This is a genomic window from Verrucomicrobiota bacterium (genome assembly GCA_037139415.1).
Lineage (GTDB): Bacteria > Verrucomicrobiota > Verrucomicrobiia > Limisphaerales > Fontisphaeraceae > JBAXGN01.
The window spans coordinates 1-25,357 of the sequence record JBAXGN010000075.1 but is presented as its reverse complement, the minus strand read 5'-3'; the positions used below and the strand labels follow the sequence as shown (position 1 = coordinate 25,357).

At 55.7% G+C, this 25,357-nt stretch carries 19 protein-coding genes and 1 tRNA gene; 9 read left to right on the top strand and 11 right to left on the bottom strand.

All coding sequences use genetic code 11. The annotated features are described in order from the left end of the window. Positions 1–9: 9 nt before the first annotated feature. The 7 genes from WCO56_14485 to WCO56_14455 all read right to left on the bottom strand — a co-directional run bounded on the left by WCO56_14485 (position 10) and on the right by WCO56_14455 (position 6,252). Positions 10–1,473 carry a PLP-dependent transferase gene (locus WCO56_14485; GenBank protein MEI7730777.1) on the bottom strand — a complete coding sequence of 488 codons (1,464 nt, stop codon included), beginning with the start codon at positions 1,471–1,473 and terminating at the stop codon, positions 10–12. 76 nt (positions 1,474–1,549) lie between these two features. Then, positions 1,550–1,933: a DUF2203 domain-containing protein gene (locus WCO56_14480; protein ID MEI7730776.1), complete on the bottom strand. Its 384-nt coding sequence runs from the start codon at positions 1,931–1,933 to the stop codon at positions 1,550–1,552. Further along, positions 1,933–3,660, bottom strand: coding sequence for a tetratricopeptide repeat protein (locus WCO56_14475; protein ID MEI7730775.1), 1,728 nt, complete (start codon positions 3,658–3,660; stop codon positions 1,933–1,935). Before WCO56_14475 ends, WCO56_14480 begins: the two co-directional genes overlap by 1 nt. Positions 3,661–3,740: 80 nt before the next feature. Then, positions 3,741–3,842, bottom strand: coding sequence for an AURKAIP1/COX24 domain-containing protein (locus WCO56_14470; protein MEI7730774.1), 102 nt, complete (start codon positions 3,840–3,842; stop codon positions 3,741–3,743). A 79-nt stretch (positions 3,843–3,921) separates the two neighbouring features. After that, positions 3,922–4,818 (bottom strand): ATP phosphoribosyltransferase, encoded by an 897-nt coding sequence (gene hisG / locus WCO56_14465; protein MEI7730773.1) that lies wholly within the window; start codon positions 4,816–4,818, stop codon positions 3,922–3,924. Positions 4,819–5,332: 514 nt separating this feature from the next. Next, entirely contained in the window at positions 5,333–5,779 is a 447-nt protein-coding gene (locus WCO56_14460; protein MEI7730772.1) for a hypothetical protein, read from the bottom strand. Next, positions 5,776–6,252, bottom strand: a complete 477-nt coding sequence (locus WCO56_14455; GenBank protein MEI7730771.1) for a DUF2127 domain-containing protein — start codon at positions 6,250–6,252, stop codon at positions 5,776–5,778. The genes WCO56_14460 and WCO56_14455 overlap by 4 nt, the downstream gene beginning before the upstream one ends. A 101-nt stretch (positions 6,253–6,353) precedes the next feature. Here WCO56_14455 and sppA point away from each other — a divergent pair, with 101 nt between their 5' ends. From sppA to argB, 4 genes are all read left to right on the top strand, one after another. Then, positions 6,354–7,541: a signal peptide peptidase SppA gene (sppA, locus tag WCO56_14450; GenBank protein ID MEI7730770.1), complete on the top strand. Its 1,188-nt coding sequence runs from the start codon at positions 6,354–6,356 to the stop codon at positions 7,539–7,541. Positions 7,542–7,725: 184 nt separating this feature from the next. Continuing rightward, complete coding sequence (locus WCO56_14445; protein ID MEI7730769.1) at positions 7,726–8,571, top strand: hypothetical protein; 846 nt, start codon at positions 7,726–7,728, stop codon at positions 8,569–8,571. A 112-nt stretch (positions 8,572–8,683) separates the two neighbouring features. Further along, positions 8,684–10,012, top strand: a complete 1,329-nt coding sequence (gene argJ / locus WCO56_14440) for a bifunctional glutamate N-acetyltransferase/amino-acid acetyltransferase ArgJ (protein ID MEI7730768.1) — start codon at positions 8,684–8,686, stop codon at positions 10,010–10,012. A 36-nt stretch (positions 10,013–10,048) separates the two neighbouring features. Further along, entirely contained in the window at positions 10,049–10,924 is an 876-nt protein-coding gene (gene argB / locus WCO56_14435; GenBank protein MEI7730767.1) for an acetylglutamate kinase, read from the top strand. Positions 10,925–11,293: 369 nt separating this feature from the next. Here argB and WCO56_14430 read toward each other — a convergent pair whose 3' ends face one another. From WCO56_14430 to WCO56_14415, 4 genes are all read right to left on the bottom strand, one after another. Continuing rightward, positions 11,294–14,137: a glycoside hydrolase family 2 TIM barrel-domain containing protein gene (locus tag WCO56_14430; GenBank protein MEI7730766.1), complete on the bottom strand. Its 2,844-nt coding sequence runs from the start codon at positions 14,135–14,137 to the stop codon at positions 11,294–11,296. 114 nt (positions 14,138–14,251) lie between these two features. After that, entirely contained in the window at positions 14,252–14,932 is a 681-nt protein-coding gene (locus WCO56_14425; protein MEI7730765.1) for a hypothetical protein, read from the bottom strand. Between the two features lie 105 nt (positions 14,933–15,037). Continuing rightward, positions 15,038–15,412 carry a hypothetical protein gene (locus WCO56_14420; GenBank protein ID MEI7730764.1) on the bottom strand — a complete coding sequence of 125 codons (375 nt, stop codon included), beginning with the start codon at positions 15,410–15,412 and terminating at the stop codon, positions 15,038–15,040. 824 nt (positions 15,413–16,236) lie between these two features. After that, positions 16,237–19,242, bottom strand: coding sequence for a type ISP restriction/modification enzyme (locus tag WCO56_14415; GenBank protein ID MEI7730763.1), 3,006 nt, complete (start codon positions 19,240–19,242; stop codon positions 16,237–16,239). Between the two features lie 193 nt (positions 19,243–19,435). Between WCO56_14415 and WCO56_14410 the strand changes: the two genes are divergently transcribed. The 5 genes from WCO56_14410 to WCO56_14390 all read left to right on the top strand — a co-directional run bounded on the left by WCO56_14410 (position 19,436) and on the right by WCO56_14390 (position 25,298). Continuing rightward, positions 19,436–20,719: a glycoside hydrolase family 27 protein gene (locus WCO56_14410; GenBank protein ID MEI7730762.1), complete on the top strand. Its 1,284-nt coding sequence runs from the start codon at positions 19,436–19,438 to the stop codon at positions 20,717–20,719. A 142-nt stretch (positions 20,720–20,861) separates the two neighbouring features. Further along, a tRNA-Phe gene (locus WCO56_14405) sits at positions 20,862–20,937 on the top strand. Positions 20,938–22,235: 1,298 nt separating this feature from the next. After that, complete coding sequence (locus WCO56_14400; protein MEI7730761.1) at positions 22,236–24,161, top strand: immunoglobulin domain-containing protein; 1,926 nt, start codon at positions 22,236–22,238, stop codon at positions 24,159–24,161. Positions 24,162–24,369: 208 nt separating this feature from the next. After that, positions 24,370–24,936: a Panacea domain-containing protein gene (locus WCO56_14395; GenBank protein MEI7730760.1), complete on the top strand. Its 567-nt coding sequence runs from the start codon at positions 24,370–24,372 to the stop codon at positions 24,934–24,936. After that, positions 24,936–25,298 (top strand): hypothetical protein, encoded by a 363-nt coding sequence (locus WCO56_14390; protein MEI7730759.1) that lies wholly within the window; start codon positions 24,936–24,938, stop codon positions 25,296–25,298. Before WCO56_14395 ends, WCO56_14390 begins: the two co-directional genes overlap by 1 nt. The last annotated feature ends 59 nt before the right edge of the window (positions 25,299–25,357 follow it).

The following is a 25,357-nucleotide window of genomic DNA, read 5'->3' as shown; positions in this document are numbered from 1 at the left end:
AATTTCGGTTCAAGCGTTCGTCGTTTCCAGCGCCGTCTTCACCCGCTGCCAGAGTTCCTCTGGTTCTTCCAAACCCACGGAAATGCGGATCAGATAGCGCGAGACGCCACACGCCTCCGCCCACTCCAACTCGCTGTAATGCGCCAGCAGGGTGAAGGGACACGCCAGCGAGAAGACGGTGCCCAAGCTGGGGCCTTTGCACACCGCCATGGCATCATAGATTTTGGGCGCGTTGAGTTCCGCCTGCTTCGGCAAAAAGGTGATGAGCGAACCATACCCGCCCTCGGGACGTCGCACCGCTTCATACGCTCCGGAAAATTCCCATTTGGGGTACCACACGCGCTCGACGCATGGATGCTGGCGCAGTCGCTCCGCCAGGTACAAACCGTTGCGGTTATGCTGCTGCATCCGTTCGGGAAAAGTCCGGGCCTGGGCATCCAGCACCGCCGCTTCTTCGCCCCAAAGCAACTCCTCATGCTGCATTTGCGCAAACGACTTCAGCGTTTGATAATAGGGCGAGCGCGGATTGCAGATCAGCGCCCCGCCCATGACATCCCCCGTGCCCGCGATATACTTGGTGAGGCTCGTGGCAATCAAATCGGCATAAGGCAACAGATTGACATTGAACGGCGTGGCCACGACATCATCCGCAATCAAGGGCACGCCATGCTGGCGCAACAGCGGGGAGACCTTCCGCACGTCCGCGGAACCCAGCAGCGGGTTGCCGGGAATCTCGCAGAAGCATCCGGCCAGGGTTTGCTGCTCCATCAGGTGATGCAAATCCGCCTCAATCCGTTCCAAGTCATGCAACAAGATGCCGCCATAACCCAGCTTCTGTTGCAATTTCAACGTATCCACATACGGGAAACCCAGTTGCACCGTGGGCCGGTTCGGACGCCACAGGTTCACACTGCGTAGCGCGGCAAACTGCGCCGCCATGCCGGTGGCCGTCAAGAACACATCGTCCGGGCGGCAATCATAAAAGTCGGCCAACTGCCGCCGCAAGGATGCCCGGATGGCGTTCGTGTCGGGCGGCTGCGCCCGTCCTTCCATCACCGCCTCCGCCTGTCGGCTGGAGACGATCAACCCGGTATGTTGCCAAAACGCCTGCAAGGCGGCAGCACCCGTCGCGGAAGTCACCACCCCATGCACTTCGCCCAGCCCCACAATTTGCGTGGGTTGACCGCTGATGCGCCGGACAAACGCGGCGCATTGTTCGGCACTATGCAAGGAAGGAAATGGCAGACAGTTCTTTTCCGAACTTAGCGTACTCGCCAGCGAACGCACCTTGGGATGAATCACAAACCGGGGATAACCGGTTGCCAACCGGGAAATGACTTCCGGTCGTTTCTCCTCGTATCCCACCACATCCTGCCATCGTGGCAGCGCCACGGAAATGGCGTGCGGTGAACTGGGAATTGCTTTCCCCAAGTCCTGTCCCTGCCAGATCGGTTGCTTCAATAAATCACTCATGTTTGGGTGCCACCTTTAAAAGGCGCGTCAGTGTAATACTTTAGCCTGCCTTTGACGCAAGTGAAATGAGATTTTTTTACAGCCGCTCGCGTCCGGCGTACCCGGCGTGAATTTCATGCCAGAACTCAATTTCCTCCTCGCCCAGTTCCCAGCAGAGAAACACCTCAACGTCGTTGCGCAACGACGGAATATCCAGCAGACCACGGTTCAAATCCTTGATCTGAATTTCCCGGGAACGGAACTCTTGAAATACCCCGGCAAAGTCGGCCATGGTCCGCGCCCAATCGTTCACCATACCCCCTCCAGCATCCGCGCCGCCCTCCAGGCGTCCAGCCAGCCGGCGTTCAAAAGAATCCAGCCGCTTTTGCAGCACTTGCAATTGAACCAGCCATTCACGCAGGCGCGGCAGCAAAGCGCGCGCCTCGGCAAGCGTATGATGTCTGGAAAATTGGTACGCCACTAATTTCCCTCCGCCGGCAATTGTTCCAGCTTCTTTTTGATCGCTTCGTTGGCTTCCACTTCGAGCGAGCGTTGGTACGCAGCGCGGGCCTTGGCCGGCTTTTTTAGGGCAACCTGAATATCCCCCAGATGCTCGAAAAGCGTCGCGTCCGCTTCCTCCGACAGCGCGACCGCCCGTTCCACGCACTCCAACGCTTTTGCCAGATTGCCCATTTTATAATAAATCCACCCCAGACTGTCGAGATAGGCGGGATTCTTCGGTTCGACCCGCAACGCGCGCTCCACATAGGTTTTGGCTTTTTCCAAATTCTTCCCCTGCTCCGCCCAAGTGTAACCAAGATAATTGAGCGCCTCGGCAAAATCAGGGGCCATGTCAATGGCCTGCTCCAGGTATTTTTCCGCTTCGGCCAGTTGCTTGTTACGCTCGTAGTTACAGCCCAATTGAAAATAAAACAGGGGCGTCAGACGCTTGGGTTCATTGACCCGCGCCACCACCTCGGCGGCCACCAGCGAGCGAACCGCGGCTCCGTAATCCTTGGCCCGGCTGTGCGCCAGGGCGGCAAAGTATTCCATCACGAAACTCTGCGGAAACAGACCGCGTGCTTTCGCCACTGTTTGCAGGGCCTCCTTGACTTGATTGGTATTGATCTGGGCCGCCGCCAAGTCGTAATACCCCTGTTCAAACTCAGGGGCCAGCAGCAGCGTGCGGTTAAATAACTCGATGGCCCGGCCGTAATTTTTATCCTCAAACGCCAAGCCGCCCAGATAATAGTATGCCTGGGGATTCAGCGGGTGATCCTTGACAATGGCTTCCAATTGTTCCGCCGCTTTTTTGGGGTCCTTGTCCCGCAAATAAAGTTCCGTCAATTTCGCCCGAATGGCATCACGCACTTGTGCCTCTGCGGCATACTCCTCCTGCATCTTCAAATATAATTCCGCCGCCTGCTTGTATTCCCCGATGAAATTATAGCCATCCGCCAACTTCATCTGGAGCAGGAACCCGGACGGTTTCTTTGCGCGTGCCTGGTTGAGGGAGCGAATCACCTGATCGCGTGCGACTTCCGCTTCGGCGATCACGGTATGGCGGTACTTGGTGAACAGTTCAGCCAAATCCAGGAAAAAGGCGGCATTGCCATCCTGCTTGCCAGCGGTTTCCAGAACTTTCCATGCCTCCCGGTTTTGCTTTTCGTCCAGGTATAAAAAGAACAGATTCTGATAGCCGGAGATGCTGGTGGGAGCCCGCCGGATCGCCTGATAATCCGCTGCGATCGCCTCCGTCTTTTTGCCCAATTGCTTGCACACCCAGCCCAATTGTGCATAAACCGGAGCCGAAGCCTCAGTGGAAGCCACCGCGTTGGTCAGCAATAGGTAGGCGCGCTCGGTCTGCTTCTGCCGCACCAAGCGCAGGGCAACGTCCAGGACCAGAGACTCGTAGCCCGGATCGGCCAAGGCGGCTTGGTAATATTGCTCAATGGCCTCTTCTCGCTTGCCCTGCATTTCCTGGGATAGCCCTTGCGCGTAGCGGGCGTAAGCCTCCGCCTTATTTTCAATGGCCTCCGAATGGTCTTCCTCGAACCGGGCAATCTCCTCGGGTGTGGGCGTTTTGGTTACGGTTGGAGGCGGCACAGGCGCTGCCTGCCGGACGGGGGCGGCACAGCCAGCCAGTAACGCCACCAAGAAAGCCAAGGCGAAAAGAACGCTCCAACCCATGCTTCGCAAAGCCATCATAAAAGCACACCGCCCCGCTTTTCACAAGCGAGAGCGGTGTTTAAGAATGAATTACACGGTTTCGCAACCGCAGAAATCACTTACTTCTGCCAGGTGCGCTTTTTATGGCGATTGGTGCGAAGCTTCTTGCGTCGTTTATGTTTATTAATTTTGGCCTTACGGCGTTTCTTCAATGATCCCATAGTTTTAGTTTCAGTTACGTGTTAAGAGTGTATAGCAATCTGTGGCGCGTGTCCAGCCCTGAAATGCAGGTAATAAAAATCAATAAACCACCTTGTTGAGCGGGTACTCGATAATCCCCTCCGCGCCATGAGCCTTAAGCTGGGGAATTAATTCCCGCACCACCGCTTCATCAATGATGGTTTCCACTGCGACCCAACCTTCAAGGCTTAATTGCGAGATGGTTGGATTGCGCAAAGCCGGCAGGTTGGTCAGCAAACGGTCGAGATTCTTCCGCGCCACGTTCATTTTCAGACCCACCTTGGCCTCCGCCGCCAAAGCACCCCGCAACATCAACGCCAGGGTTTCGATCTTTTTGCGTTTCCATGGGTCCTGCCAGGATTTATGATTGGCAATCAGACGCGGGGTGGAGGTGAGCAGGGTATCCACAATCCGCAACTTGTTAGCCCGCAGTGAAGATCCGGTTTCGGTGATTTCCACAATGGCGTCTACCAACTCATGCGCTTTAACCTCCGTGGCTCCCCAGGAAAATTCGACCTCGGCTTTGACCCCATGCTTTTTGAGGTATTTCTTGGTGATATGGACCACTTCTGTGGCAATCCGCTTGCCTTCCAAGTCCTTCACCGATTGAATGGGGGAGGTTTCCGGCACGCACAACACCCAACGCGCCGCCTGCCGGGTGGCTTTGGAAAACAAAAATTCGCCTACTTCATGCACATCGCTGCCATTCTCGACAATCCAGTCATAACCGGTGATCCCGCAATCCAGATAGCCATGATCTACATATCGGCTGATTTCCTGGGCACGAATCAGCCGAATCTCCATCTCGGCATCATCCACATAAGGGATATACGAGCGGCTGCTGAGCGTGACGTTCCAGCCCGCCTTGGCCATCTTCTCAATGGTCGCGTCTTGCAGACTGCCTTTGGGCAATCCAAACTTAAGCTTCGGTTGTGGTTCCGCTAGTTTCGTCTTCATTCAAATATTCGCTTTGTCGCCGGAGAACCGTCGAGCGTCCCCGCAAAGCGGGCAGCAGATTAGCCCATCCTTGCGGCGGTGCAACAGAATAAATGCAGCGCAAAAATGAAATGCCGCTCAGGCCTTTTCCCTCACCACCCATCTTTGACGTAGCGGCCATTCTATCCCCTTGCTCCAAGCTCCTATTTTCTTGTCATGTTCGGCCTCCCATTTTTTATGCCGGTTCATTTTTCTGCAAAAGTTTCCTGCTCTGGATTCGGCCTTCGGCCTTCGGTTTTCTTTCGGATTTCGGGTTTCGGGCTTCGAATCTGTTCGTTGTTCGCGTCCATTGGTGTCATTGGCGGGCCATGTTTTCAGTTTCGGTCTTCGGATTACTGGTGCATAAAGACCGTGAATTCAACGCGCTCAATGGGGTTGTGAAGCTGCGAATGCTGCCTCCCAAAAACGGCACATCCTAAACATCCTCCAAATTATCACGCGAAAAAGCGCCAAGGGTCGGCTTGTTGGGCGTTCATTAAATACGTTTGAGCCGCTTGCGGGCCAGCCATTCCTTCCAACTGTTCAAGCCGGAGAGCATCAGCACCGCGCCCCCTACTACCGTGCCGCTCAGGCTGGTGGGAAAACCCGCAATCACGCCGCCAAATAACGCCTTTTTGGCGCAGGCACTGGTGGTATCACCGCGCAGTTGTCTCTGGATGACGAATACCAGGATGGTGGTAATGAGGAATGCGAGCAGGCAAAGCGGAACCAGCCCCATCTCAAACGTGAGCAATTCCCCGCCGAAAAAAAGGTTGTCGAACAATAGAATCGCCCCGCCACTCAATGGGTGCAGCCAGGTCTTGCGCTCCGGTTCACCGGGCGGCATGACTTCCACGGTTGCGTGCGGCGCGATGACGGGCGGTACCGCCACCGGCGGAGTTGCCGGGAGCGGCGGCGGTTGTTTTGTTAGCTCGCTACTCACACCGTTTTAGCTCCCCTATCCCGCCGCAACATGCGTATCAGGTAGAGCACAATCACCACATTCAGGATCAATACCGCCAACTTGATCCCGGTCAGGTGAACCCAAATTTCATAAAGTTCCAACGGAATAAATGTGGAGGTCGCCAGCACGGTTAAATACTCGGCCCAACGTTTTTCCAGCCAGAGCCCAATCCCTTCCGTCAACAGCAAGGCGGCATAAAAGAAGGACCCGGCACTGGCGGCCTTGAGTTGTTTGGGACTGATATTGGTGATCATTTCCATGACATGATGAATGCGTTCATTATCCGGGTCCATGCGCAGCAGCGTGACCCAATGTTCGACCAAAGCACTCAGGTCGGCATGCACCAGCTTGAGCAGGCCAACCGCCGTCACCAAGAGCAGAATGCCCTTGATCAGCTTGAACACGGCGATCGCCGCCATTCCGAAACGATGATGCCAGGTGGCTTCAGACATGTGCAAAGCCTTGCGTTGTCAGGCGATTAATTGCAAGCGATTTCACTGCGGTTGGAATCACGCTTGCCGGAAACGGGAATATCCACTAGGTTCAACGCATTATGGAAAACGTACCGCCCAATGATGCACCAGTGACGCCGCCGGTTCCCCCGGCACAGCCCCCGGTTTTGCCCGCCGCCCCAATCCTGCCGCCATCGCCCCCTCCGCGTCTGCCGACCCCACCTTTGCTGACGCCGCCGCTGGCCGCACCCAGGAAAACAACCGGACGCGGCTGGCGCACCCTGGCCATCGTGCTGCTGTGCGTAGTGGGCGGCATCATGCTGCTGAACGTGGGTTCATTTATCACCGGCGCGTTTCGCGGCGCGTCCGGGATGTCGCAGGATAGCGAACCGCATTTCATCGAAACCGTGGTTGAGGATAACGATGGGACTGACAAGATTGCGTTGATCAGCCTGGAGGGGATCATTCACAGCGGTCCGGCGGATGGCAGCGGGGTTTCCATGGCGCGCCTGATTAAGAAGCAATTGAAGCTGGCGGCGGAAGACAAGCATGTCAAAGCGGTGATCTTGCGCGTGGATTCTCCTGGCGGCGAAGTGCTGCCTTCGGATGAGATTGCCAAGGAAATTCAGAAGTTCCAAAAAGAAAGCTCCAAACCGGTGATAGCCAGCATGGGCAGTCTCGCGGCTTCCGGCGGCTATTATGTCTCCGCGCCCTGCAAATGGATTGTGGCGCACGAGCTGACCATCACGGGCAGCATCGGTGTCATCATGCACGGCTATAATTATCGCGGGCTGATGAACAAGGTGGGCATCGCACCCGAGGTTTATAAGAGCGGACGGTTCAAGGACATGCTCAGCGGCGACAAGGATCTCGCCAACCTGACCGAGGCGGAGCGCAAGGATCGCGTGGAAGAACAGGCCATGGTGCAAAGTTTGATCAAGGAGGTCTATGACCGGTTCAAAGGAGTCGTCGCCAAGGGGCGGGATGGCAAATTGAACAGCGAATGGGCGACCTATGCGGATGGTCGGATCCTTTCGGGCATTCAAGCGAAGGAACTTGGGTTCGTGGACGAGTTGGGCACCTTTGAAACCGCGGTCAAGCGGGCCGAAACCCTGGCTGGATGCAAAGACGCCAAGCTCATCCAATACCAAGTGCCGTTTGATTTTCTGAATGTCATGCGTCTGCTTGGGAAAACCGAGGCGCCCGCCATCAAGATTGATCTTGGCGTGGAGATATCGAAGATAAAAACCGGGCGGATGTATTTTCTATCTCCGGTGCTGCTGCCTTGATTTGGCGCCAAGGCGCAAAAGGCATGAGCAGCGAGGGTTCGTTGTATTGGTTCTGGCTTTGCTTTGAAACCAAAGTGTAGTGATTATGCGCTCGTGGCTAAAACAAATTTTGGCAGCCGTAACATGTCAGATTAAGACGGATGGAAGACATGGGGGCTGGGTTGCATGGTTTGTTGCCTTTACCATGAGCCTCAACTTTCTGAATGCGAGAACCGCATGGCCTTCGTCATATTGTAAAACCACCAAGGATGGAAAATACCTTTTCGTCATGCTGGTCCCGGATAAGTATCGCAAAACAAATGACCAGTTATATGCGCGATACCCCCGATCCGGCCTCTATTTTAATAATGGAGCAACAAATCCGTTGTGGACTGTTGCTTGGTATGCACAAAATATTGAAGTGTCACGGGATGGTGAATGTATTGCAGCACAAGGATCCTTTCCTTTTGTTGATGATGATCGTTGGACATTGGCTCTGGTGTTTTACCGAAAAGGCAGAGAGGTCAAGCAGTACCAGATAAGTGAGCTGATAACCAACGTGGATATTTTGCAACTGGGTGAGCGTCGGCGATATTGGTTTGAGTCGTGGCAATTTGATGACACACGCAACCTTCTGAGCGTAGAGATGGCTGACGGCTTTAATCCACCACCTGCGGGAACCTTGAATATAAAAGTTGGCATCACCAACACTGGGGGAACTTATATGTTCGACATAAGCACTGGACTCATGGTCACCAACCTGCCAGCACCTATCTTTGCACAAGCGAGTAATACCTGCAACATCATGCCGCCGCAATCCATGGAATTGTGCCTGCAAAGGATTAATGGCAGGAAATCAGTGACGATTAATGAGGTGAGTTTCAATATCGGCGAACAAAAAGCGATGACTGATGCAAACGGCGAAACCAAATACAGTCTTCGTTGCGAGCACATCGGGAGCACTTCAGTGGTGATCACGGTTGTGGTATCACCGACTAACCAGGTCACCAAAGTTCTGGAGTTGGATAAACCACTGCGGATCATACCATAAGGAGTAATAGAGGGGGAACGCCTTTCCTTAATGTCGGTTTTATGAAAAATTCATGTGGCTCATCTTTTGCTTTGCGTTTCATGCTTGTGTACCTTAACAAAGAGGCACGTATATGAGCAAAGGATTCAAAGAAATCTCCGGCGCGGTGACTGCTCCGCGCGGCTTTTTGGCGTCAGGCGTATTTTGCGACATCAAACGGTTGGGCACCGGCAAGGGGTCCAACAAAGGCAAGAAGCGCGATCTGGCGCTGATCGTCTCGGAAGTGCCAGCCACCGCCGCCGGCATGTTCACCACCAACCAGGTGTGCGCCGCGCCCGTCAAGGTGTGCGTCGAGCATCTCCGGGGTGGCACGGCCCAGGCCATCGTGGTCAACTCCGGCAACGCCAACGCCTGCACCGGAGCGCAAGGTCTCAAGGATGCCCGCCTGATGGCGCAGATTGCGGCCAACCAATTTCACCTGCCAGTAGAACAAGTGCTGGTGGCTTCTACCGGGCGCATTGGCGTCACCATGCCGATGGCCAATGTGAAGCAAGGCATCCTCGCCGCAGCCCAAATCCTCGGGCCGCAGCCGGAGCACGCCGATGAGGCTGCCGAGGCCATCATGACCAGCGACACCAAGCCCAAGCAGATCGCCGTGGAGTTCAAGCTGGGCGGCAAGACCGTCCGCATCGGCGGCATGTGCAAAGGCGCCGGCATGATCCAGCCGGGCATGAGCCCCACCGGCGCGCGTCCCGCGTCGCAGCCGCTCCACGCCACGATGCTTTGCTTTGTCACCACCGATGCCGCCATCGAGGGCAAGGCCTTGAAAGCCGCGTTGCAGGAGGCAGTGTCCCACAGTTTCAACCGCATCACGGTGGACGGCGACATGAGCACCAACGACACCGTGGTGGTGCTGGCCAACGGGCTCGCGGAGAACCCGGTGCTGAAGGCCGGCAACTCCAAAGACCTCGCGATCTTCCAGGCGGCGCTCAACCATGTCTGCCTCGAACTCGCCAAGAAGATTGTGCGCGACGGGGAAGGCGTCACCCGCTTCATCACGGTCCGCGTCAACGGCGCAAAATCATTTACCGACGCGGATGCCGCCGCACGGGCAGTCGCCAACAGTGCGCTGGTCAAGACCAGTTGGTTTGGCGGCGACCCGAACTGGGGCCGCATCATTGACGCGTTGGGTTATTCCGCCGCAAAGGTGGTCGAGAACAAGGTGGACATCGCCTACAGCGCGCCGGGGACGCGCAAGTTGATCTATTCACTCAAGCGCGGGCAGCCGACGAGTACGCCGTTCAAGACCTTGTGCGCCGCCGTGGCCGGGCGCGAGTTTGAGTTGCACATCCAGTTGAATCTCGGCTCCGCCAGCGCAGTGATGTACACGTGCGACCTCACGGAGGAATACGTGGACTTCAACAAAGGCGACGTGAGCAACCCCTCCGCGCTCGGCGGCTGAGGCGCACGCGGCATTTCAATCTTACTCGCGACGATTATGAAGGAATTGATTCTCAAAGCGCATACGCTGTTGGAAGCGCTGCCGTACATTCAGAAGTATGACCGTGCCACGTTCGTGGTGAAATACGGCGGCAGTTTCATGGATTCGCCGGACCAGGAAGTGCGCAACGGCGTGGCGCGCGACATCGTGTTTCTCGAAGCCGTGGGCATTGACCCGGTGGTGGTGCACGGCGGCGGCAAGGCGATCACCCGCGCCATGGAGAAGGCGGGCTTGCAGGCCACGTTCATCCAGGGGCAGCGGGTCACGGATGAAGCCACGGTCAACATTGTGGACCAGGTTCTCTCGCGCGAGATCAACCCGGAAGTCGTGCGCACCATCCAGACGCTCGGCGGCCAGGCCAAGGGCTTTGCCGGCCCGGACATCTTCACCTGCAAAAAGATGTTTCTCAAAGGTCCCAAGGGCGAAAAGCTGGACATCGGCTTCGTCGGCGAAGTCACCGGCGTCAACACCGCGCCGCTGCTCGAATGCATCGCCAAAGGCATCACCCCCGTCATCAGCCCCACTGCGCGCGGCGTGGATGGGAAGATTTACAACTGCAACGCGGACGTGGCGGCGGCCATGGCGGCCATCGCGCTCAAGGCCAAGCGCTTGGTTTTCATGAGCGACGTGCCCGGTCTCATGCGTGATCCCAAAGACCCCGCGACCGTCATCCCTCACCTGCGCATCAGCGAAGTGCCGAAGCTCAAGGAAAAGGGCATCGTGGACAAGGGCATGATCCCCAAGGTGGACAGCGCCGTGGCGGCCATCAAGTCCGGCGTGGACAAAGTCTCCTTCGTAGATGGCCGGGTGCCCCATGCCGTGATGCTCGAAATCTTCACCGACAAAGGCATCGGTACCGAAGTGGTGCTGTAGATCCGCCGCCTCAACCGGCCCGCTCCGCCTCCGAACTGCAACCGCAGGAAGGAATTTTCCCCAGCTCCGAACTCCGAAGCCGGACCTTTTAGCTCCGAATTCGGAGTTCCGAGGTCCGAAGTCGAGGCTTTTTGCTCCAGCTTCGAGGCTCTGAGCCCCGGTTTCGGACCTTTTTGCTCCGAAGTCGGAGCTCGGAACCCCAGCGTTGGGGTTCAGAACCCCAGCTTTTTCGCTAATTTTGCACGTTCCTGTGCCTTTTTGGCACAAAATTGGCATTTTAGGATGGATTTCTCAAAATTTCAGTTCGGATTGAGCCTGGGCTTCCACAAACTGCTTCAACGGCGGTTCGAGGTCACGGTTGGAACTCGCTCACGGCCCGAACTTCAAGAACACCTCGCCCTGGTACGTGCCGCTGGCCTGGTTCTTCATGCCCATCGGGCCGGTATCGGAGGCTTTGTGGAACTTATTTCCAATCGGGGCGATGGCGTGCAGGAACGAGAGGTTGCCCGCCGGGAAGATCATCCGCGCGCTCTTCGGCTCGATGGGCGTTTGGGGCGTGAACAGGCGCAGGAATAAATCCTCCTGATTGGCGACGACGGTGAGCGGGCCTTCCCCGGTTTCGAGCACCGCCCAGCGCAACCCGGCGTGGTAGCCTTTGAATTCCGGGTACTCCCAGGTTTGCCCGGCGAGGGTGTCGTTATAATTCTTGCGATGCACGTCCAGCGTGGTGCCGGCCAGGCGATTTTTCCACACGCGGTACGGCCCTTGCCCCAGCCACTTCACGGCTTTGACCTGGCTCTCCGGATAATCGAAGCTGACCCCAAAACAATCGAACTCGCCCTGCAACGCATACGCGTAGCGCAATTGCAGCCAGCCATTGCCCCGGACGCGCCACTCGATGAACTTCGTCGGGCCGTCATAGTCTGCGCGGATGACGTACTCGCCGCCGTCCGCGTGATGCGTCACCGTGCGCGGCGTCGAGGCGTCCAACACCGGTGCGGGCGCTGGGTTGGGATTCTTCGCGGCATCCTTCTTCTTGTCGCCGCCGGATTTCTTCGTGCCTTCCGGCTGATTCTCCGCCACGAGCACGGGGCCGTTGCTCAAGGAAAACGCGTTGCCGCCGCGCAGCACTTTTTGCAGCAAGCCATCCTTGGCGGAGAACTGGAACTCCGCGTCGCCCGCCTGAACCACGATGTTTTCCCCGCGCAATTGCCCGGCGGCTTTGCCAGCGGCGGGCGGCACAATTCGTTGGCAGACGCTGCTCGCCTTGATGATCGGCCAGGTCCACGTCCACAACTCGCGCCCGTTCGGGTTCGTGGCGGTAAAGCGCAAGGCGTCCGCCTGCCGCCAATCGGCGGGCAGCGGGAGTTTCACTGCGCCCTTGCCATCGGGCGGGACGGCGGGGCTGGGGGCATTGCCCTGCGCGATCACCTGATGTCCCGGCGCGGCGTCCGGCGCGGGAAACCGCACCAGCGCCCAGCTAAACCGGCAGGCGGAGAGATCCGTGAACGCATACGTGTTATGCACGGGCACCGCGCCGTCGAAATTGGCCGGCAACTCCTTCAGCAGGACCCGCACCGGCGACCACAGTTCCTGGATCGTGTAGAAACTCCCCTCCTTCTCGCGATGCGGGCCGACAATGCCGTCCGGCGCCAGGTTGCCATTGGCATCCAGCCGCCCGTTCTGATCCGTGCGCTTGACCGCCTCATCCACCAGCGCCCAGGTGAAGCCGCCCGCCGAGTTGGGCTTGGCGAGCATCAGGTTCCAATAATCCTCCAGGCCCGCCCCCTGGCCGCCATCGTACAAACCATGCACGAACTCCGTGGGCATATAAATATGATTGGAGTTCAACGCGCTCACCACCGCGCTGTACACCGCGTAATGCTTGGTATCCACGTCGCCAAAAAGCGCCCACGGATGCAGCACGTGCCGTTGCTGGGGATCGTACTTGGCGAACAGCGTGTCCAGCGCCGTGTTCCAGCCGCCCTCGTTGCCATTATCCCAGAAAAGAATCGCCGGATGATTCACATCGCGCGTCACCATCTCCTCCAGCAGCCTGGCCCCGATGTCCGCGTCGTAACACTTCTGCCAGCCCGCGAGTTCATCCAGCACATACATGCCCAGTTCATCGCACAGATCGAGGAAATGCTCGTCGGGCGGGTAATGCGACATGCGCACGGCGTTCATATTCATCGCCTGCATCAACTCGATGTCCGCCCGGCTGATGGCCCGGCTCAACGCCCGCCCGGAATCCGGGTGAAACGAATGCCGGCACGTGCCCTTGAGGCGCACCTTGCTCCCGTTCACGTACAAGCCATCCCCGGCGCGCACCTCCATCGTGCGAAAGCCAAACCGCTGCTCCCGCTGATGCACGATCTGGCCACCCGCCAGCAAGCTCACGCGCACCTTGTAAAGATTTGGCGTCTCTGCCGTCCACGTCTGCGGCTGCTTAACGCGCGTCTGGAGCACCGTGGGCCCGCCGCTGACCAGCACGGCCTGGAACGCCTCGCCGACCGGCTGATCCTGCAACGTCAGGATCTCCGCCCGCACCGCCTCCGCCTTGCCTTCACTGAACACCTGCATGGTGAACGCGCCATCCGCCTGAGCATGGATCGCCATGCGCTCCACAAATTGCGGCGGCACCACCTGCAACGACACCGGGCGAAAGATCCCGCTGTAATTCCAATAATCCCCGCGCCGCTCGGCCCGGTTCACGCTCGCATTGGCGGACTCCTTGTGTACCACCACCTCCAGCGTGTTCGGCGCGCCCCACTTCAGCAGCGCCGTGATCTCGTGCTTGAAGCGATAATACGCCCCCTGATGCACTGGCCCGGCCACCTGGCCGTTCACCTTCACCTCCGCATCCGTCATCACCCCGTCGAACACCAGGAACACCCTCTGCCCGCGCCACTCCGCCGGGGCCGCGAACTCCCGCTCGTAATACCCCACCTCATTCGGCTGCACCTTGTCGTGCCCGTAACTGTACGCGCCGTACCCGTGCAACTCCCAGCAACCGGGCACCGGGATCGTTCCCGGCTGATTCGCCCGCATGCCCTCGCTGACGCGGAACTTCCACGGCACGGCATCCTCCACGCCGGTGCCGGAGAGATAAACCGTCTGCGTCTGGAAACCCGGCGCGGCCAGCGCGGCCCCCGCCAGCAAGCCCAGCACGCCGGCCACTCGGGCGGCCATCCTGAATTGTTGATAATGCATAACGGGGTTCTTTAATAGCCGCCCCACGGGAAAAGGGAAAGAAAAACTGGGCGAAAAGGGAATGGCTAAGGGGTGATGCTGTCTCATAAAACAGCTCAGCGCCGTACTGAGCATTTACCGGTTCCGCTCCAATTTCACTCCCTCAAACCACGGGATTGCCCGGTTCACCACTACTTCAAGAAGTCGGTTCATGTCATCCATACGGATCTCAGGGTCCTGAAACCCACAAGTATAGTCAAATGCTTCGCCAACCCTAACAATCATCTTCATCATTATGGTCTCATTACATTCCTCAACGTGCCTTGGCACGATGTCGGGCGAAAGGTCCCGGCCAAGTCGAATATCGAAATCGCAGTTCCACCGGGACTTGTGCACCTCGATCACGTGTAACGCATCACGTCTGCGCCAGAAGAGCGACTCCCGCTTTCGGAAACCGAATGACTTAAGTCTGGCCACAGCCATCCCCATGAATGCTTTCCAAGGAGCCTGCCACAGTGCGGTTGCATGCCGATGGTATTTCTCTGCCAGTTTTGGCGAGTAAGTAGGGAACCGCTTGTCCCTTGTCATGAGCACAAGGTTGCGTGCGGCGATGTAGTGTCCGGCGTCGGCTGCTTGCTGAAGTAGTGCGACCGAACGCGGCATGTCCACCTCAGAATGGAGTGCTGATCCCAAATACGCCGCCTCATTCGTGGTGAGTGGTCGTTTGAGTCCGTCTAACAATGCCAGCACACGAGCAAAATCACCGTTGCACAAGGCGGCATGCGCCTCCCGTTCTATGTCTGTTGTGTCTCGCATTGTCAGTGTCGAACGATCAGCTCCCCGATGGCGGCCTGCAGGACACGTGGATTGTAACCGGAGCGCGATGACCGGGTTCGCTGCATCGGGTTGTCTGTGATCTCATCACCAGTCCTTTAGCTGCTCAATGCTGGTCATATTCTGGATGCGCTTCGTAAGATGGCCAGCCTCCACGAGAGCCACCGTTGGCAGAAGAGTAATGCCATGGCGTCTAATTTCCTGACGATCAACCGCATCGTCTAAGATGCACAGATCAAATCGGGTGAAATCAAGGCTCTTCAGTGTCTCCTCCGTTAGCTTCCATACACTCGCCCAAGATGCCGTGAAGACCACAATCAGCCTTTTGTTGCCTCGGTAATCTTCGATTCGGCCTGTGTAGGTGGCTGCCGATTTATCGACGAGCTTCGGCTTCCGAAAGAGCAGAAAAACAACAATCCCCACAGCGAAAAGGATTCCGATTATGAGCAGCTTCTTCTTCATACGTGATACGCAGAACAATATTTATCAAACGCCCTTCTCATTCATGGTTTCCGATGACCAGTTATTTATCATGGCACCGACCATCCACAGGCCGACGCCTCCGGTCAATGAAAATGAACGTTGCTGATTCACCTATGTCGGGTCGAAGATTGGCATAAGAAGCAGCAGACTTGGAAGTCTGTTCCGGATTTGAGAATGGCTGTAGGGCGAGGGACGAAATAAGGCGGGCTTCCTTCTCGGACACACAGCGGGGAACGGGCATCATTTCCGGCGACACTGGCTGGGCATTTAATTCTTCTTCGCAAGTCCGCCGTAGTCCAAGATGCGAAATGTCGCGGCAGTTTCGCCAAACAGAGAATTCCTTCTTTGGATCGTCTCGGGCGTCTCTTGACCTCCAGTTAGAAGTTCGCGGTCGCGACGCCGTTCCGTTCTCTTTCGCTCGAACGCCAACGTCGCGTCATCGAACGTCACTTTGAACCCAGCGCATTCCAAACGCTTCTTTACTCGATCAGCCCACAAGTCACGCGATTCCATACCCAATACTCGCAGACGGCGAAAGAATTGTCAAATGATGGGCGTTCTTTTTTGACGGCCATGAAAAGTGGATGGAACCGCGAATTACGCGTGGCCGACTCACTGTTTCCCCTCTTTCGGATTGAAAAATGTGATCTCGCGTTTAGTGGCAGGGCCAAAGGCCCGTTGTATGATAGCCCGGACTGAAGGCACGGGAACAACCCCCTCGCAAACCTCTCCGTCCTGTAAGGGCGGAACAGTGGGTTGGCGGATGTGCGCAGTGATAGGCCGCCAATTCACTCCGGCCTGAGTCATGCCGTCCAAGGGTGACACACCGCTTTGACGCGTTGGTAATTGGCATCCAATTCCGATTGCAGCAGGATCAGCGCAGCCAGCCGACGGGCGGTATGGGTCACTTCACGGGCTTCCTCCGCCGTCAACGGACGCCCCAACAAATCATGTTCGCGATAACTCAACCACTTCTTCAGCACCTGGTACCCGCCAATGGTAAAGTCCCAAACCTTTTCAGGCACGTTCCGCCAGCAGGCCGTGTCATTGAGATAAATGTCGTGCGTGACTTTCCCAAGCAGATCGGACATCGCCTCCGCCAAAGCCTCATCCGTCCCGTAGCCACGCGTGGTCAACTTGCTTTTACCGGGCATAGTCACGCCTTCTTTGCCCGCGTGGCCCCAACCAACGGTGAGAGATAGATTCGCGGTGGAGGACAAGACGGCAACCGTCTTCAACTCGGGGCGGAGTTTACCGTCCGTCACGCCGTCAACGGGTGCCTCAGTGTCGAGCAGCGCCGCAACTTGGCGGCCTAACCCGGCGGAAACGAGAAGCGCTGCCTTGGTTTCAGGCAACGGAATACGCGGCCAATCCTGCCGGATACCGTCGGCGTTCTCGGCCAGGTAGGACGGCGAATAACCAATGGCGAGCGCGTGCATCCAGAGCAACGCCGCCGTATCCGCGTCCGCATCGGGATTCTTGATCCCGAGCGCAACGAGATAGGAACGGGCACCGGGTGAAAGGTTGGCAGTGATCTTGCCTCCGCCCGCGTCATATTCAGGCGACGCCTCGCGCATGACGCTGCCGAACTCGCCGTTGCCATCATCCTTGTTCTTCGGTTTGGCTTTCGCCGCCGGCCGCAAGCGCAGTGGAAAGTAATACGCGTGACCGCGCAGAAAATCATTATCACCCAGCAGCGAGGTGGCGCAGACCGGAAATCCTTCCGGGCTGGCGACCCCGGCGGGACGACTCATGAAGAATGTGTTCCCCTTCCAGCATTGCGCCCAAAGCGTTGGGCGAGACCGATTCCACAGAGGACTGACATCACTGTAGTAGCACCAGCGGGTTTCAAAAGGCCGAAGCGCATAGCGGCGCAAGTGCGAAGACATGAATTCTTTCGCCGCTTGGACTTTCAATCGAACTTTCTTGGCATTAAAGTCGGCGGCATCTTCGGTTAACCCGGTGTCCAGCGCTTTGAGCGACTCCCAATCCACAAATTCGTCATAATACATCCGCATTCGCCGTTCCAAGGCGACGCGATCAAGACTGATGAGCGCGCCAGCCCGTTTCTCCATCAAACCGTTGCTGGACGGTTCGGCGCAAAGCTCGGTGAGCCGCGGCCATTTCTGATAGTGCCCGGCAACCACCGATGGACAGAACGAGAAACGGTTGTCCCGTTCCGGTTCGACCTTCTCATATTGCTTCGCAAACTTTTTAACCTTCAGACTTTCCAGAATATCCGCGCGTTTCGTCGCACCCCAGAACTGGCGGAAGAATACCTGCGATTTCTTGTTACGCTTGGGCCGGCGCACCATCAAGCCAACGGCCGTGCCAACCCGGATGCCTTCGCGGTTGTATTCGGTGGAGAATACGGAGGGGTCCGGCTTGCCCTCCGGCGTCAGTTTACCCGTCTCGCGACTGTCGCCGTTGAGGCAATCAAACCACAGCGTATCGAACTCTTTGAGGAACCGCTGGCGCATGACGACAAATGAAGAATCGCCCAGATAGGAGAAGTTCGAGATGAAGCAGACAATGCCCTTGCCGGTTTTCTCCGCGATGCGCCGCTCCGCCAGCCGGAAGAAGCGGATGTACAGGTCGTCGAGGTTAAATTTTTTGATACCCCATTCCTTCACCAACCCTTCCTTGTATGGCTCCACCAATCCTTGTTCCTCCTCGGGGCTGATGCCCGCGTAGGCGTTATACGGCGGATTACCCAGGATGACGAGAATCGGCTTCTCCTGTTTCACTTGTCCGGCCCCTTTGCGTTCGGCTTCCAGTTCGGGCCAGTTGGCAAGCTTGGGATTTTCACCCGCAAAATCCCAGCCGGTAAGCGCGTTGGTCAGGAAAATACCGGCGCGTTCGTTTTTCGCGTCATCGAGCGGTGACGCGAGATTTTGCAGCAGCAACCCCATTTGCAGATGCGCGACGACGAACGGCGCGGGCATGATTTCAAAGCCGAAGACACGGTTCATGGCGGCTTCCTTGGCTGCGAGTTCGGCAATCGCGCCTTCGCATTTTTCCACTTTCAGCGTGTGGACAATCTTTCTCAGCACCTCGACCAGATACGCGCCGGTACCGCAGCAAGGATCAAGCACAAAGACGCGCGGATCAGCCAGACCATCGGCGATCTCCAATTCCTCGCGCAACACCGCATCCACGCGGGCAACCTGATATTCAACAATCTCCGGCGGCGTGTACCAGACCCCCAGTTCCTTGCGCAATTCGGAATCAAAGGCTTCGAGGAACGGTTCGTAGAAATATTGGACGGCATGTGTTTCCGCAAACTGCTTGAAGAACGCCAGCCGTTCCACGCGATTGAGCGCGGCAGCCGCCCAATCCAACACTTCATCCAAACCCAGTGGCCGCAGCTTTTGCGGGTCGGCGACTTGATGAAACAACGCCGCAATCATGGGAACACGCAACGTCCAGGCGGCGGCTTTCCAGTCAAACAGGTCTTTGCGCAACGGGTTTTCCTTGTGCCACAAGACCCACGCGGAAAAGACACCATAAAAGAGTGTCTGCACCAACGTAGAGCGAAAGAAATATTCGCCCTTGTCCGCCTCAAATTTCATGCCAAGCGCTTCCTCCAACGCGGTGCGGACGGCGGTGAGTGCGGGGAGGTCCCCGGCGGCTTCCACGCGAGCGCGGGCATCACGGGCATAAGAGGCGAGGAAAAAGGCGACCTCGCGCGGGTTGTTGAGCGGTGCCGCATGAAGGAAGACGCGCTTCAAATCAGAGGTTTCCTTGACTACCGCACCGCTGGTGCGGATGTCCCGGGGTTCAGTAAGGTATGTTTCCAGCGGGTTCATCAAAATAATACATTCCCTTTAGCCACTGAGTACTACGTGGTCCGGAGAGCATTGGTGCGTACTTGCATTCATGGGTTTCAGCGTAACCGGCTCGCCGGATGGTGACAAGTCTCCAATTCAATCAGCAACCATGAATCCGGCATTGCGTTTCCCCTGCCCTTTCCATAGTGTCCTCGGCAACAAGAACACAAACATGACACACAAACACACGTCATCACCTCACTGGCTCGGCAGGTTGGGCAGCCAACTTCTGTTAGGCTGCGCTTTGCTAACCTTCCAAGGGCTGAACACCACCGCGGCCGATACCAAACCCGAACCGTACCGTGGCCTGGCCGCCACCCCGCCCATGGGCTGGAACAGTTGGAACACGTTCGGCAAAGAAATCAATGAGGACGTCGTCAAGGGCGTGGCCGACACCTTCGTGAAACTCGGCTTGAAGGACCTCGGTTACCAATATGTGGTGATTGACGACCATTGGCACGGCGGCCGCGACAGCCAGGGCAAACTCCTGGCCAACCCCAAAAAATTCCCCGGCGGCATCAAGGCCCTGGCGGCGTATATCCATGACAAGGGGCTCAAATTTGGCATCTACTCCTGCGCGGGCGACAAAACCTGCGGCGGTGAAGTCGGCAGCTACGGGCACGAGGAAGACGATGCCACGACGTTTGCCAGTTGGGACGTAGATTATCTCAAATACGATTACTGCTACGCGCCGGATGATTTCCCGGAGGCCATCAAGCGCTACACCAGAATGGGCGACGCCCTGAAAGCCACCGGACGCCCGATTATCTTCAGCATCTGCGAATGGGGCCCGCGCTCGCCCTGGCTCTGGGGGCGGAAAGCCGGCGGCCACCTCTGGCGCATTTCCTTCGACGTGGGCGACCTGTGGGACACCCCGCATAACGCCTACAGTTGCATCGGCATTCTCGCGGCCATTGACGCCAGCGCCAACCTTGAGAAACACGCCGGGCCGGGCGGTTGGAATGATCCCGACATGCTGGTCGTAGGGCTGGGCAACAAGGGCTACATCAAAGGTGGCGGTTGCAACAGCGCCGAATACCAGACGCAAGTGAGCATGTGGTGCCTGCTCGCCGCCCCGCTGATGATCGGCTGCGACATCCGCAACATGGACGCCGAAACGCGCCGCATCCTGACCAATCCCGAGGCCATCGCTGTGGACCAGGACCCGCTGGGCCGGCAAGGCAACCGCGTGACCCGCACCGCTTCCACGGATGTCTGGCGCAAGCCACTGGTCAGCGGCGGTGTGGCAATTGCACTGCTGAACCGGGGCGAGCAACCCGCCAGCATCACCGCCCAATGGAAGGACCTGGGCCTGAAACCCGGCGCTGCCATGGCCCTGCGCGACCTCTGGGCCCACCAGGACCTGGGTACTTTCAAAGACAGCTTCACCACGCAAGTCGGTCCACACGCCACCGTATTAGTGCGGGCCACGCCGGAAAAAACATCCGGCAAATAGGGCATTACGCGGAGTTTTATACCCGATTAAGCCCGCCCCCGGGCATTGAGGGAGAACCCCGTCCGGGTCGGAATGTGAATTTTTTGTAAAATTCGCCTTGCCAAACCGGGCGCTGGGCAGTTCAATGCCCTGCCTTTCGGTGGGCTGGGTAGCTCAGTTGGTAGAGCAGAGGACTGAAAATCCTTGTGTCGGCGGTTCAATTCCGCCCCCAGCCACCACTTCAAAAAACCTCGGTAAAACAGTGCTTAAATTCACTTATTCCTGCTAAAATAAAATTCTTTTTCCGGCTTTAAAATATTTCTTTGTTCCACTTCTGTTCCACTTTGAAGCTTCTAAAGCCGCTTTCGGTTCCTGATGGTTTCCCCGGCTCAGCGTTCGTTTGCATCACTGTGCCATGATGCCAAAGGGCGCTTTCCTGCCCTTGGAACGTCTTCCGGGTTTCTCTTGATGCCCGGCAGGGTGCTAGCTCCTTTCCGCTAGCACGGTTTGAAACGTGTTCCCCGCGTGGCTGGGCGGCAACCATCTGCCAGCGTGTCCCTGCTTGTCCAACTTCCGGCGCTGGTGCTGGCGTTGAATCACCTTACCCGCCAGACGCGCCAGGATGCCCCAAGGCCACGCCGAACACGGCGGAAGGTAATCACATTGCGGAAAGGGATAGACGCGGGGCAAACGGCGCGGGAAGGTTTCCCCGGTGGCGCTCACCTGCCCAACCATCAAAACAAGCTACCGGATGCCGGGCGGAACTGCCAGCCATTGACCGGGCCGAATCGTAGCCGGGCAAGGGAATCTCTTTTCAGCCGGGGACCGTGGGGGCGGAGTGGGGGTGGGGCGGGGACTTCGGGGGTGGCTCGGAATAGAGAATCCCCCGTTTTCATGCGCCTTGGTTTTCTGGAAGCTTCAAAGGTGTAACCCCTTGGACTTTCAATGCCTTATGTGGTACACTGCATCATGGTTGCTGTAATTGAAACCACTATCGCCAATATCCCTGGCCGAATAAACCAAGGAAACGCCAGAGCGTTAGCTATGCGTAGCCATGAGGCTCGCCGCTTGCGGAGACTTTACCCGTCGCTTGCGCCCGCTATTGTCGCTAATATCCCGCTAGATGCCTACCAACGGCGGCAACTCCCACGCGTGAGGCAACAGCTAGACAAGCTCCATCAGCTATTCGATGCCCTGCTCAATGCCAAAGAGATAGACACCACGGCCATTGAAAAGATGTCTCGCAGCATCGCGACTTTCAGCGACTTGGAGCGGGTATTGAGCGGCAGACCACTACCGGGAACCAATAGGCCGTCAGCAAGTAACAAGCAGCAAGTCTCTATGGCAGCAGTCCCGCTGGTGAGTGTTGCGCCTATAGCGCCAGAACCAGAACCGCTGGCCATTTCCGCAACCCCTTAGCAAAACCATTTCCTTGGCGTGCCATAGTCAATTGTGGCTATAGTCATTTGGAAATTCCGCGCTTGCATTTACAATTCATCGGCGCAGGATTGTTTCCAGCCTTTGCAAAGGGACACTGATGAAAACGATATTATGGATAATGGTCATAATGGCCGCTTGTTCTGTTTTGCTTTACGCACAGGAGTTTGTTTGGACGCAAAGCGGTGCCCCAAATAAGCAGTGGCAGTTCGTTACCTCATCCTCTGATGGAACGAAATTAATGGCAGCAGTTTACGGTGTTACCAATGAGATTTGGATTTCATCTAATGGCGGTGTGACTTGGACGAAAAGTGCTGCGCCAACCGTGATTCAGTGGAGTTGTGGTGCTTCATCATCCGACGGAAGCAAACTGCTTGCAGCGGTTGGCGACGGCATAAACGGTAGCATTTACATTTCAACCAATTCAGGCCTCACGTGGACCCAAACCAGTGCGCCAAATAAGAACTGGTGGTCAGTCGCGTCATCGTATGACGGAACAAAATTGGTGGCCGGATCTGGCGGTAGCGCTTCTGGAAGCGGTGTTTTCATCTCAACAAATTCAGGTCTCACATGGCTGCCAGCAATCACACCTACTAACGGAACTTATCGTGTTGCCGCGTCATTTGACGGAACAACATTAATTGCGGCAGACCTTTATGGCCGAATTTATACTTCAACAAACTCAGGATTGACCTGGATACAGACCAGCGCACCAGCGAACTCATGGAAAGATGTAGCCATATCAGCCGATGGAGGTAAATTGGTCGCGATAGTTTTTGGCGGTGGAATATTCACTTCTACTAATTCCGGTCTCACTTGGGCGCAGACCAGTGCGCCTAGCACGAATTGGTTTCGTGTCGCCACGTCATCCGATGGGACAAAATTAGCAGCTTTACATACAGCCGGAATCTACACTTCGACAAATTCAGGTCTCACATGGATTCAGAGTAGCATACCAGATGGCATAGCGTGGAGTTCAGTCGCGTCAACGTCTGACGGGACTAGACTGATGGCAGCAGTTGGTACTGGCGGAATTTACATTGGGAACATCAAAACCAATCCACCGCAAATAACGCAACAGCCGTTAAATCTTGCTGTTTGTCCTGGTAGTTCATTCGTTCTTAAGGTGACCGTAACTGGAACGCCGCCTTTCGTCTATCAGTGGCGGCAAGGTGGAACAAATCTGGCAGATGGTGGCAATATAAGTGGTTCGACATCACCGACCTTAAGCTTGATCAGCGTATCGGAAAACAATGCTACTCAATATGATGTTGTTGTCACCAATGCCATGGGAAGTGTAACGAGTTCGGTTGCAGTTGTAATTGTGAACGCAGTGCCGGCAAAAGCCATACCTGTTATAGTAAACGGATTTGTTGTTGGGGTAACTTTGACAGACGGTGGTTGTGGTTACACCAATTCGCCAATCGTCGTATTTAGCGGACAAGGGGGAAGTGGAGCCAGCGGCTACGGCCAAATTAGCGGTGGTTCTGTTACGAATATCGTAATTACTAGTGCGGGCCTTGGCTATCCATTCACCACAGTTGCTCAAGTCGGCCCAGCATTCTTTCCGGCTGTGAATATCGTCCTTACAAATACTCCTGCCGCAGCCGCCACTCCAGTTATTTTAAACGGGTTTGTTGTCGGCGCAAATTTGAACGCATCTGGGAGTGATTACAAAGTTGCTCCCTCCGTTACGTTCCGAGACATAAGTGGCCAGGGTGCAGCAGCATACACACAGATTAGCAATGGTTCGGTTACAAATATTGTGATCACCAGTGCGGGTTCGAGTTATAGTAGCAACACCGTGATTAATATTCCGCCCGCTGCTTATCGAAACGCCGTAATTCCCAACGCAAACAGCCTGATGCTTGGGCAAAGTTATCAATTGGAAATCGCCTATGATTTCGGCAATTGGGTGAATTACGGGGTGTCCTTTTTTGCAACGAACAATACTTGGACGCCGTCCGATTACTGGGGGATCGCAAACGCTAAACGGATGTTTTTCCGACTGCGACTGCTTCCATAAATCGTAACGAATGATGGTCCTTTGAATGCTAATGGCTGCTTTTTTTTACAAGTTCATTCTGCGAAAAAAGCGTCCTATCCTATTCTTTATAAAGGTTTTGCGATTCTGTTTTTATTGCATTTCTGCTCTCAATTCTGCATGCGTACATGAGGTCGCAAGAGATTCCAATTGCTTCTTTATTGAAAATCAGCTACGTTAAAGGCGGCAAATGAAAACGATGCAGTTTAAGTTCAATGTGAAGAAGGCAACTCAAGCTGCCTGTGTGCTGTTGAGGTTGAATGATGGGGATATGGATAAATATATCTTCATAAAAATGCTGTACCTCGCCGATAGAATTTCGCTTGAAAAATGGAATGAGCCTCTCACTGGAGATTCACCAGTTTCCATGCAATATGGTCCGGTTCTAAGTACTGTCTATGATTTGACAAAAGGAGCCTGTCCACGCTTTCAGGGTGACTGGGGGAAATTCGTTTCGCCTGCCGACCAACAAACAAATCGCATATCGCTACTCAAAGAGCCAGGAACGGATGAACTTTCAAAATCTGAGGAGGACATATTAAAGCAAATTCACAGGAAGTTCCGTAACTACAACTGGAAAATGATGCGCGATTATTGCCATAAGCTTAAAGAATATGAAGAAAGAAAATCTGGATCAAAACCGATTTCTTACGAAAGTATTCTGGAAGCAGTAGGTAAACAAAAAGAAGAAATTTGCGAGGCTGCCGAGCAAACGGAAAATTTCAATAGGGTGGAATTGCTTTTTGGGGCTAGTTAATGAGCATTGAGATAGGAACAGCTTTTCAATTGGTTGGCGATTCCAACCACCCATGGTTTGTTGTCTCAAAAGTAATGGGGAATAAGGTTCTTGCTGTAAATATAACAGATGCAGAGAAATGTTCTGACAGGTCGTGTTTGATTGGAGTCGCAGAGCATCCTATAGTAACAAAACCGAGTGCTGTGTTTTACAAAAAAGCCCGTGAGTTCGATGCGAAAAAATTGGAAAAAGAACTTGATAAAGGGTTAAACGTTAGGAGATTAGAAAAGTGCGAACAGCGCCTCTTGGAGCGTATAATACAAGGAGCACTCAAATCAGACGATTTAACTGCAAAATTCCTTAGATATGTAAGCCATAAATGATAAATGAGGTTTTGTAAATATAATTGTGTAAATGTTTTTTTGTTTTGTTTTTTGTTGTT